The organism is Bacillus infantis NRRL B-14911, assembly GCF_000473245.1.
GTDB lineage: Bacteria > Bacillota > Bacilli > Bacillales > Cytobacillaceae > Bacillus_AB > Bacillus_AB infantis.
Map to the genome: position 1 here is coordinate 204,877 of NC_022524.1, position 11,082 is coordinate 215,958.

The window sequence follows — 11,082 nt, forward strand, 5'->3', positions numbered from 1 at the left end:
AAGTATTCCCCATAGAAAGTAGAACTCCTTTATTTTCTTATAGGAGTATACAAAAAAAGAGCCGCTGGGCTCTTTTTTATGCTAGGAAGGCTTTCAGCATCCAGATTTTCTTTTCCAGGTCTTCAATCAGCCCGACGGCAAGGTCTTCTGTGACCGGGTCGTTTTCTTCCTCGGCGAGTCCTGCCAGCTCTTTTAGTTCCGTGCTGATCGTGCTGTAGTCTGATATAAGGGCAGCGACCATTTCTTCTGCGGTTTCTTCACTGCCGTTATCCTTGATAGACGCATGTTCAAGGAACAAGCTCATTGTGGCAATCGGCCTGCTTCCTGCTGCCAATGCCCGTTCTGCAATTGTATCCACATTCGCTGCTGCTTCATTGTAAAGCTCTTCAAATTTCTCGTGCAGGGTGAAAAATGCAGGTCCTTTTACAAACCAGTGAAAACGGTGAAGTTTAGTATATAGGACGCTCCAGTTGGCGATTTGTTTATTCAGGCTGTTTGTCAAAGTCATAGTGATTTCCTCCTCGTTTTGTCCTTAATTAAATTATATCAAATATTATTTTATAATCAATACTTATTTATAATAATTATAAATAAAATATAAGTATAAAAAAACGGCCATTAGAGGGCCGTTTTCAGTCAGACGGTTTTTTTCTTTTTGCGCATAATCAGATAGATGATATATACGATGACAATCAAAGCTCCGCCTATAAGTGTCAGCATCCCGAAGTTCTCTTCAATGAAGGGCCGCGCCTGGGCGCCAAGTACCATAATAAGGGCAGCTTCAAGGAAGAAGCGAGCGCCTCTGCCTATGATGGACCAGATAATGAGGGTCCTAAGCTGGACTTTTGTGATGCCGGCAAAAATGGTGAACACTTTATAAGGAATTGGGGTAAAGCCTGCAATAAGGATGGCTACTGGCCCGTATTTATTGAAATAGTTCTCGACTTTCTGGATTCTTTCTTCAGAGATGATGTACCGCAAAACAGGGCGGCCCAGTTTTTTACCGATGAACCATCCGAGAATGGCGCCAAGGACAGATGCCACGGTTGTGATGAACGCATACCAGATGACGCGGTCGGGATTGGAAATGCCCATTGGGATTAATAGTACATCCGGAGGGATAGGGAAGAAGGATGAGTCGGCAAAGGACACAAAAAACAATCCAAAGATACCATACTCCATAAGCCATTCTTCAATCGAGTGAATCAGTTCTGACATAACGGATCTCCTTTAGCAGCTTCGTTAAATATCCTCAAGCCCCTTGTACAGAGAGCTTAAGGACAGCACACGAGAAGTATATCATTTACTGTCTGCCAAGTCATGCAGGAGTCCGATAATTACATTCATTTTCAAAAAAGGCAAAGGGGGATTACCGATGGCCGGCTGATCCGGCATTTCCTGTACCCGACAAGAATAAAAGGGTATACATCTGCCTTGCAAGAAGATAAATGAATGCCCCGATCAGGATGGCGAACAGGTCGAGCCAAAGCCCATTCTGGTATTTTTCAGGCTGCTTGAACCAGTCAAGCGATGTCAAACCCGAGATAAGAGCAGCCGGAACAAGAATGACCACCCAGGGGCTCTGCAGCCATTTCGCTTTATAAGCCTGTGACACAGCTTCATACAATACCTCTGCGATCCCTGCAAGGAAGAACACAAGCATATAGGTGGTGAAAAGGTAGCCGGGCTCCAGGCCAAACTCATACTGCGGGTTATAATACACCATAGCCTCGTATGATAGGAGATGAAGGGAAGCCGTCAGTAAAATCGTGCTGAAGAGGAACCGGAAAATTTTATAAAAAGGAAAAACGGCTTTCTTCAGCTCTGAGCTGATTCGCTTTTCATTCCCGAAGCATCTGATCGCTTCCCCGGCGGCTTCCTCCTCGGACCAGCCGAATGCCATCAGCTCTTTTGCATGCTCTTCAAGATGAGAGGTCATCTCAAGCCTCAGCTCTTCCCGTTCAGAATGGTCCATTGGCAGGCCGTCAACGATATGATCAATATACTGATCGATTGTCTTCATGAGTAGCCCTCCGAAAATTTGTGGATCAAATCGCTGATCTTGTTCCAGTTTTTGAGCTTTTTGCCCAATTCTTTGCGGCCGTCTTCGGTGATGCTGTAATACTTCCGCCTGCTGGCTTCAAGCTCCTGATGCCAGTAGGAAGTGACAAACCCTTTTGCCTCCAGCCGCTTGAGAGCCGGATATAGAGTTCCTTCATTCATGCTGTATGCTTCATCGCTTTTTTTGCGGATTTCCTTTGTCATTTCATATCCATAGCTGTCTTTTTCAGAAAGAAGGGATAATAAAAGAATATCGATGCTTCCTTTTAACAGTTCTTTATCCACGAAGGGTACCTCCAGGTTCATTTGTTTACATTGTACTTCAATGTACATTGTATTACAAGGTAAAGGGCGAAAGGTAATGAAATCAGTTACAATGGGTATAGAGATAACAAAGGAGTTTTTATATGGAATATTTACTATTTTTATTGCTGGGCGGAGTGATCAGCGTCCTCTCCGGCTTCTTTGGAGTAGGAGGAGGATTCATCCTGACGCCTGTTCTGCTATTGATCGGGTTTGCGCCCCTTGAGGCGATTGCAACCAGCCTTTTTTTCTCAATAGGCACTTCACTGTCAGGTATAGGCGCCCATTTCAGGCTGAAAAATATCCTTTGGAAGGAAGGGGCAATACTCGGGGTGAGCGGTATGCTTGCCACCCAGGCCGCAAAGCCGCTGGTGCTGTTCCTAAGTGAAAAAGGCCTGGATGCAACCGTTATCCCGGCCTGCTATATTGTACTGCTCTCCTATTTCGCGTTCACTATGTTCCGGCAGGGAAAAAAGACCGGTGAACAGTCCCGCGAGGGCAGGCCATCCCTGGCTGGAATGCTGCTGATCGGATTTTCAGGCGGTTTTGTCTCTGCCGCTTTAGGAGTGGGCGGAGGGTTCATCATGGTTCCCCTGTCAATCGCCTTTCTGGGACTGCAGCCGAGAAAGGCAGTGGGGACAAGCCTGTTTGCTGTCCTTCTGATTGTCAGCACTGGATTCCTGTCGTATGCATCTGCTGTGGAGATCAGTTATCTGACTGCCATCCTGCTTGTTGCCGGCGGCCTTGTCGGATCCCAGGCCGGCGCATGGCTGACCAATTTTTATAAAAATAAGGACATCAGCCTGCTGCTTTCAGGATTGTATATTGCGACTCTCCTAAGCGTCGTTTTCAAGCTGGTCCATCACAATCTGATCGGCATTGTCCTGCTGAGCCTATTTATTACTTATTTCTTTTTCCTGTCACTGTCGAAGATCATCAGGAAGAAGGAAGCGGAGGCATAGAGGCAGGAGGGGAGGGCGCTTTGCCCTCCTCTTTTTTTACATTTTCTTTGGCGCCGCAATCCCAAGCAGCCGCAGCCCTTCTTCAAGGACAAGGGATACAGCCCGGACCAGGCTGAGTCTTGTCTCAAGCCCCGGCGTATCGTCCAGTATCCGGATCTGCCCATAATATTTATTGAAGCTCTGTGCCACATTGATGATATACTTGGCAATCACTGAAGGCGAATAATGCTTATGGGCTTCTTCAATCTTCCCGGTAAAGAGGCTGAGCTGCTTGAGCAGATCCCAGCTGTAAGGGTCGCTGAGCCCCTGCTCCATCCTGCCGGCTGTCCCGGCCTTTTGAAGGATGGAGCTTGCCCTTGCATTTGTGTACTGGATATAAGGGCCGGTCTCACCTTCAAATGTAAGCATTTCTTCCAGAGAAAAATCAATATGGTTGAGGCGGTCATTTTTCAAGTCGTGAAAAAGGACTGCTCCGATGCCGACAGCGGCAGCGGTTTCTTCCTTCTGCTCAAGAGAAGGATTCTTGCGGCAGATATTCTCATAAGCAAGCTCGACCGCTTCATTCAGAACATCCTCAAGCAGGACGACCCTGCCTTTCCTTGTCGACATTTTCTTGCCGTCCTTCAGATAAAGCCCGAAAGGTATATGATGCATATTTTCTGCCCACTGAAAGCCCAGCTTTTTCAGAACAAGCTTCAGCTGCCTGAAGTGGACGGACTGCTCCTGGCCGACGACATACAGGCTTTCAGAGAAGCGATAGGTTTCTTGCCGAAAGATGGCTGCGGCCAGGTCGCGGGTTGCATAAAGGGTTGCTCCATCCGATTTTTTGATCAGGCAGGGTGGGAGGCCATGTTCTTCCAAGGTGACCACTGCTGCTCCCTCGGATTGAGTCAGGAGGTTCCGGGACTGCAGGAGCTCTACGGCTTTTTCCATTTTATCGTTGTAAAAGGCCTCTCCGTTATAGGAATCAAAAGAGATGCCCAAAAGTTCATAGATCCGGTTGAACTCTTTTAATGATTCTTCCCTGAACCAGCTCCATAGCGCAAAAGCCTCATCATTACCCCGTTCAAGCTCCCGGAACCAGCGGCGCGCTTCGTTTTCGAGATCAGGATCTTTCTCTGCCTCCTCATGGAAACGGATGTAAAGCTTGAATAGTTCAGCGATCGGCTTTTCTTTTACAGTGCGGGGGGTGCCCCATTTCTTATAGGCGGTAATCAGCTTGCCGAATTGGGTTCCCCAATCTCCGAGGTGATTGATCCTGATAACCTCATAGCCGCATTTTTCAGCTATCAGGCTGATGCTGTTCCCGATAACGGTTGAACGCAGATGGCCCATTGAAAACGGCTTGGCAATATTGGGGGCTGAGAAATCAATAGTGATAGTCTTTCCTGTGCCTACGCTGCTATTGCCGTATAGGGAGCCGGCTTCAAGAAGGGACTGCAGGATCTCCAAGCCAACTTTCTCCTTCGAGAAGAAAATATTCAGGTACGGGCCGTGTGCTTCTGCCTGGTCAATGAGGCTGTGCTGCAGCTTTCCGGCGGCTTCAGCAGCGATTACTGCCGGGGCCTGCTTCATTTTTTTGGCAAGGGTGAAGCAGGGAAATGCCAGGTCGCCGTGCGCCGTATTCTTTGGCACTTCAATCAAGCCGGCAAGCTCAGCAGCTGTAAGCCGGTCTTCAAACAGTTCCCAAAGCGCTTCAGTAAAGATTGCTTTCAGTTTGATCATGGGATCTTTCTCCTTCTTGTTGATGTAATTGAACACAAAAAAGCCCGCCTCTTATAAAAGAGACGAGCCTGTTATACCCGCGGTGCCACTCTGATTGTCCATAGGACCTCTTGACATGATAACGGGGGATGGCCCCGGCAGGACCTACTTTGACTTTCGGCCCGGCATCTCCTAAGTGCGCTTCATAAAAGGGTCCCTGCAGGCTTTCACCATCCCTGCATCGCTTCAGGGGACGGCCCTTTACTACTCTCTTCATCATTGATTGACTATATCGCTGCGTTGAATATTACACGTATTATATCCTATTGTATAAAAATTGCAAGATTATTGTGAATCGGATGAAAACATATAGGTTTTATGATGGAAGCGGATGCTGAAGATCAAGCCCATCGCAAACATATTTCCCATCAGCGAGCTTCCGCCATAGCTGATGAAGGGAAGCGGTATCCCTGTGATCGGCAGCAGCTGTATGGTCATGCCGATATTCTGGAATACATGGAACGTAATCATACTGATGATCCCTGTACAAATATAAGTATTATAAGGATCCTTGGTTTCCATAGCCGTCTTGGTCAAATGATAGATTAAGAGGAAAAAAAGGCTGATGACGACGCTTGCCCCAAGGAAGCCATATTCCTCTCCGATGACGCTGAAGATGAAATCGGAATGATTATCGGGGATATTGACCTGCCTGTCGCCGACCCCTTTCCCTGTTATAAGGCCGGAGCCAATAGCCTGGAGCGAGCGCAGCAGCTGAAGGCCGGCAGACTGCCCATAGCTCTCGGGATCGAGCCATGAATAGATCCGGTCAAATTGATAAGGATCGACCTTTAAATATTTTTCAATAACGTCAGGCGCCCAAATGACCAGGTAAAGGACGCTGGCGGCAAAACCGATGCCTGCGCTGTAGATGGGCAGCAGAATCTTCCATGAGATCCCGGAGACGAAGATGATCCCAAGCATGATGGCAATGATGACGAGGGCAGTTCCCAAGTCCTGAACAAGGATGAGGCCGAGCGGCAAAGCGGTCACAGCACCAAGCTTGATCAAAAGATAAAAGTCGGTCTTCAGTGTTTTCTGGACGAATTTCTCGTGATGGGAGGCGATCAGCTTGCTGAGAGCCATGATCAGGAATACTTTAACAAATTCGGATGGCTGTATCGAACCGACGCCGGGGATGACAAACCAGCTTTTTGCTCCTTTGATTACGGGAGCGATGCTGTCAGGGGCGAGGGCAAGCGCGACAAGCAGGAGTATGCCGAAAGCATAGAGGATCCAGGAAAGCTTCCTGAATTGCTCACTGTCGAAATACATGGTCACGCCCGCGATGAAAGCGCCGACGCCATACCAGAAAATCTGCATCAGCAAGAAATTTTTATCATATTGCTGTAAGGTTTGGGCGCTGTAGATCGCTGTACAGCTGACTATGGCAAATAACAGCAGCAGAAAGCTCAGCGTCCAGTCGAAGCGGTCGGAAGGCTTAAGTGAACGATCCATTATAAAATACACCCTGTTTCATTTCGGTTTGGCCATTGTTTATATAATCCGCCCTGCTTCTAATACATCTGCAGGGGAGGCGGGTGGATTCTGGCGAAAGTCCGGATTAGTTTTTTAATTATAGAAAGCGGCTAATAGTATAGACGTATCTGCCAGGCAGATTGTTTCCTTTAAAGGATAATTTTTCAAACTTAATAGGAAAAATAGAGTTTTTATGGCGGTCATATTTTTGCTCAATCTGCTGAAGCTTTAATGGCAAATGAATGATCAGCGTCATTCTTGCATTGTGAAGTTCACCATAAATTGGAAAGTTACAGCGATTTATATTTTTATTAAAACTAAGAAGTTTTCAATGTTTTTTGCTAAAATAGGGATATTGTATCCGGACGGGCATGGCAGCTTAAGCGTGAAGCCAGGCTGTGCACTTTAATAGATCAGAAGATGCATTAAACTTCGACAACTGTTCAGCCCCGCGCTCCATCGGCTCAGAAATCATCTTTTTTCATTTTTATTCGGAGGTTCTGCTATTGAAAAAGAATCATAACAGCTCGCGTGATCTCATATATGTCCACTTAAATGAACAGGAAAATTACGTAATGTCTTACGGCATTGAATTTGAGGAGTTTGCCCGTTCACTGTCAGATGTAATGGCGAATCTCCTGCTGCTGAAGCATGGATTTGATGATGGGGAATTTAACCGGCATACGCTCCTGGAGTATGTTCCGTATGAAAAGCTGAATAAGCTGCTTTCTGATGATGTCTACAACTATGGCGACTTCTGCTGGATTGATTTTGAAGAACTTGACGGGCTGAACGAGCTGCCGGGCCAGACCATTGCAGAGTTATTGTATCTGGGACATCTCAAGGAGCACCTGAAAGCGCCATTTTATAACTATCTTGGCAACCGCTTTGTGTATCTGGCCCATGATGACGGCTGGTATAACAAAACCTATTACCGGGACATGGCTGATTTTTACCGCCTGCTGAGCCAGCTGATCCCTGAAAAGCTGAGCGAAATCAAGCCGGAAAAATCACTTCTTGGCCTGCGGAAGAAAGGTTCATTCCCGCCGGTGCCGCAAGAAGCCATTTCCTACATGAAAGACATGATGAGGGAAGGCGCCGTCATCTCCATCAGACAGACCGATCAAAACCGCGCGCGGATTGAAATCCCCATCTGGGTGATCGGCGACTTTGCCAATATGGACGACATGTACGAAGAATACGAAAGCATCGCAAAAGAAAAATGTGAAGCCAAGCTTGTGTTTGATAAAAAAACACGGGAATGGAAGCTGTATGCGAGATGAGGAAAGCCCGGCAGACGTGCCGGGCTTTTTTTTGAGGGGACGATGGGGTGCTGGTGAGTGTGGGTGTGGCCTTCTGGAAAGTATTTGAAGAATAGAGGGTGTTAGTGATCGTGACTAAAGCCGTTTAAAGGAGATTTTGAAGAACAGAGGGTGTTAGTGGGCACGACTAGAGCCGTCTAGAAGAGATTTTGCTAAACAGAGGGTGTTAGTGGTCGCGACTAGAGCCGTCTAAGAGGGATTCTGAGGAACAGAGGGTGTTAGTGATAGAGACTAGAGCCGTCTAGAAGAGATTTTGCTAAACAGAGGGTGTTAGTGGTCGCGACTAAAGCCGTCTAAGAGAAATTTTGCTAAACAGAGGGTGTTAGTGGTAGCGACTAAAGCCGTCTAAGAGAGATTTTGCTAAACAGAGGGTGTTAGTGGTAGCGACTAAAGCCGTCTAAGAGAGATTTTGCTAAACAGAGGGTGTTAGTGGTAGCGACTAAAGCCGTCTAAGAGAGATTTTGTTAAACAGAGGGTGTTAGTGGTCGCGACTAAAGCCGTCTAAGAGAGATTTTGCTAAACAGAGGGTGCCAGTGAGAACAACTAGGACCCTCTAAAAGAGTTTTTTCCAATCAGAGGATGCCAGTGGATCCGTTGCAAGCATCTGAACCCCAAATCCCCTCTGTTATCCAAAAAGCACCAGCACTCCGCCTCGCCCCTAATACCGCAATTTCAAAAGAACATCCCGGACCGCTTTATCCTCCATGATCGTATCTTTATATTTCTGTGTAATTTCGGTAAGGGCGACATCATGGTAGAAGAACTCAGCGAAAAACTTCACGAGCGGCCTTGAACGGGTCGTGATGGCATTCCATTTGCCGGCTTCCATGCCGGCGAACAGCATTTCTTCTTCGTCGATGATGGCAATCCTGCTTCTTTCGAGTGTTTCATGATGCTTGTCCGGAATCAGGACCGAGACGGACGGGAGGCTTGTTTCGATATTTCCGATAGAGTGGACATGGATACTGACGCCGCTTTCGTGCTTTTCCTCCAGCAGCTCCGCATACTTCTCCAAATCATCGCCCCAGGCAGAGATGATGATTTTTCTTTCCGCCCTGCCGAGCATTTCCTCCAGCAGGGAGAGGATGGAGTGATTATCCTTCAAGGTCCACACCCGGTCATCCGCGACAGGTTTTTTGACGGCTGCCTCCCGCAGCTCCTGGACGCTGGTTTCGAAATCTGCTTTCAGCCTGCTGATCACCGATTCAACGGGAAGGGCGGTGTACAAACGCTTTTTTTCGACCGTCGTTTCAAGGATGATGCCTTTCTCTGCCAGGCGGTGAAGCACCTCATACACCTTCGAGCGGGGAACGGCAGAGAGCTTGACGATTCCTGTGGCGTCCAGCGGCTGGTCCGCTGAAATAAGCGCCTGATAAATTTGGCTTTCATATTGGGTAAACCCGAATTGCTGCAGCATAGACAGAACTCCTGAGTCAGTTTTTTCTTAATAATATCATATCTTTTCCGCTAAATCGCACTGGGAAAATTAACACTTGCACCTATCCCTATAAAAAGTTACCATTGTGGTGGTAACTAATTGAGAGGTGTATAAAATGGATAAACGTGTGTATCTTTTGACGATCGTTTCCTTTGTAGTCGGGATGGTCGAGCTTATAATAGGAGGAATCATTGATCTGGTTGCGGCCGATCTTCATGTCAGCATCGGCAAAGCCGGCCTTTTGATCAGTGTGTTTTCGATTGTATATGCTGTCGCGGCACCGATTCTGCTGACAGCAACCGGGGGAGTGGAAAGGAAAAAACTGACGCTCATAGCCTTGCTCGTTTTCCTTGCAGGAAATATCCTGGCTTTCCTGAGCCCGAGTTATAGTATTCTTTTTCTGGCAAGGGTTATATCAGCGGCAAGCGGATCTTTGCTTGTTGTGCTGTGCATCACGATCGCATCGAATATAGTGCAGGAAAAATATCGCGCACGGGCGATCGGCATCGTGTTTATGGGCGTAAGTGCTTCACTTGTTCTTGGCATTCCGGCCGGGCTTATGCTTGGCAATGAATTTGGCTGGAGGGCACCATTCCTGATGATTGCTGTCCTGACATGCCTGTCGATAGCAGGGGTGTACTTTTTCATGGACCGGATTGAACCGAAAGCTGCCATATCCATCAGGCAGATGTTCGCTGCCCTGAAGAACAGGAAAATTTTATTCGCCCAACTGGCCTCGTTCCTCTTTTTAGCAGGGCACCTGACACTTTATGGATATCTGACTCCATTCTTAAAGACCGTCCTGGGAATGGACGAAAACTGGGTCAGCATCATGTATCTGCTGTTCGGTATTGCCGCGGTGGCCGGCGGCGGTGCAGGCGGGTATCTAGCCGACCGCTTCGGTACAAAACCGACAATCTTAGCCATTATCGTGCTGTTTGCGGCTGCACTGTTTTCAATTCCGCATACTGCCTTTTCCCTGCCGCTGTTCATTGCGGTCATGATTATCTGGAGCATGCTGAGCTGGGCCATCACACCGGCATTGCAGAGCTATTTGATAGAGTCTTCACCGGAAACATCGGATATCCAGCAAAGCCTTAATAACTCAGCCCTGCACTTTGGGATTGCCTTTGGGTCTCTGATCGGGGGAATTGTAATTGAACAGGCTTCGGTCGAGTGGAACGCTTCGGCAGGGGGAGTCTTCATCCTCTTCGCGCTTGGCGCTGCCGCTGTCTCGATGGCAGGATTGAAGAGCAGGCGGCCGGCAAGAAGCAGCAGCCCGACCGTCTAGCAAAAAGGGCCCGCCCGGTCTTCTTCCGGACGGCCCTTTTTCTGCTAGTTTTAAAGAAGAAATAGTGTATAATGGCGATAGCGGAAAATTTCATACATATGCAGAAACAGGTGTTTTTCTTTGAAAGACTTAAAAGGGAAGTTGGTGCAAATTCCAACGCGGTCCCGCCACTGTAAATGGGAGCAAGCTGCAGAAGCCACTGTACGGGATGTATGGGAAGGGGCAGCGAGCATTGACCATGAGCCAGGAGACCTGCCTGATTCTTATGCACCCATAAACCTACGAGGATAGGGAGGTGTACGGCAGCCTTTTGGAATCTTTTTTTTTGAATCTGCGCACGCCGTGCAAAGCATCTCCATGTTTATTGGGGATGCTTTTTTTGGTTCCAAAGGATGCTGGTCCCGTTTTGGGCATAAGACCTTTGCAGCATGAATTTTGCGACATTTATTCTACAGGGGGATT

At 47.7% G+C, this 11,082-nt stretch carries 10 protein-coding genes, 1 riboswitch and 1 other annotated feature; of the genes, 3 read left to right on the plus strand and 7 right to left on the minus strand.

The genetic code is table 11. The features are described 5' to 3' along the window. Positions 1–76: 76 nt before the first annotated feature. The 4 genes from N288_RS01185 to N288_RS01200 all read right to left on the minus strand — a co-directional run bounded on the left by N288_RS01185 (position 77) and on the right by N288_RS01200 (position 2,346). Positions 77–508: a Dps family protein gene (locus N288_RS01185; protein ID WP_009795722.1), complete on the minus strand. Its 432-nt coding sequence runs from the start codon at positions 506–508 to the stop codon at positions 77–79. A 128-nt stretch (positions 509–636) separates the two neighbouring features. Continuing rightward, positions 637–1,218 (minus strand): YqaA family protein, encoded by a 582-nt coding sequence (locus N288_RS01190; protein WP_009795723.1) that lies wholly within the window; start codon positions 1,216–1,218, stop codon positions 637–639. Positions 1,219–1,369: 151 nt separating this feature from the next. Then, positions 1,370–2,023 (minus strand): permease prefix domain 1-containing protein, encoded by a 654-nt coding sequence (locus N288_RS01195; protein WP_009795724.1) that lies wholly within the window; start codon positions 2,021–2,023, stop codon positions 1,370–1,372. Then, positions 2,020–2,346 (minus strand): PadR family transcriptional regulator, encoded by a 327-nt coding sequence (locus N288_RS01200; protein WP_022543239.1) that lies wholly within the window; start codon positions 2,344–2,346, stop codon positions 2,020–2,022. Before N288_RS01200 ends, N288_RS01195 begins: the two co-directional genes overlap by 4 nt. 122 nt (positions 2,347–2,468) lie before the next feature. Here N288_RS01200 and N288_RS01205 point away from each other — a divergent pair, with 122 nt between their 5' ends. Beyond that, positions 2,469–3,326, plus strand: a complete 858-nt coding sequence (locus N288_RS01205; protein WP_009795726.1) for a sulfite exporter TauE/SafE family protein — start codon at positions 2,469–2,471, stop codon at positions 3,324–3,326. Between the two features lie 36 nt (positions 3,327–3,362). On the opposite strand, the gene argS is transcribed toward N288_RS01205, so the two are convergent. Then, positions 3,363–5,048, minus strand: a complete 1,686-nt coding sequence (gene argS, locus N288_RS01210; RefSeq protein WP_410110752.1) for an arginine--tRNA ligase — start codon at positions 5,046–5,048, stop codon at positions 3,363–3,365. Between the two features lie 58 nt (positions 5,049–5,106). Next, positions 5,107–5,319 (minus strand) — a binding site (T-box leader). Positions 5,320–5,375: 56 nt separating this feature from the next. Further along, complete coding sequence (locus tag N288_RS01215) at positions 5,376–6,548, minus strand: FtsW/RodA/SpoVE family cell cycle protein (protein ID WP_009795729.1); 1,173 nt, start codon at positions 6,546–6,548, stop codon at positions 5,376–5,378. 527 nt (positions 6,549–7,075) lie between these two features. Here N288_RS01215 and N288_RS01220 point away from each other — a divergent pair. Then, positions 7,076–7,852, plus strand: a complete 777-nt coding sequence (locus tag N288_RS01220; RefSeq protein ID WP_022543240.1) for a hypothetical protein — start codon at positions 7,076–7,078, stop codon at positions 7,850–7,852. Positions 7,853–8,549: 697 nt separating this feature from the next. Here the strand turns inward: N288_RS01220 and N288_RS01225 are convergent. Further along, positions 8,550–9,308, minus strand: a complete 759-nt coding sequence (locus tag N288_RS01225; RefSeq protein ID WP_009795732.1) for a TrmB family transcriptional regulator — start codon at positions 9,306–9,308, stop codon at positions 8,550–8,552. Positions 9,309–9,444: 136 nt separating this feature from the next. Here N288_RS01225 and N288_RS01230 point away from each other — a divergent pair, with 136 nt between their 5' ends. Beyond that, the gene (locus N288_RS01230; RefSeq protein WP_009795733.1) at positions 9,445–10,620 is read left to right on the plus strand and encodes an MFS transporter; all 1,176 of its coding nucleotides are present in this window, start codon (positions 9,445–9,447) and stop codon (positions 10,618–10,620) included. A 91-nt stretch (positions 10,621–10,711) separates the two neighbouring features. Next, positions 10,712–10,894, plus strand: a riboswitch (cobalamin riboswitch). The last annotated feature ends 188 nt before the right edge of the window (positions 10,895–11,082 follow it).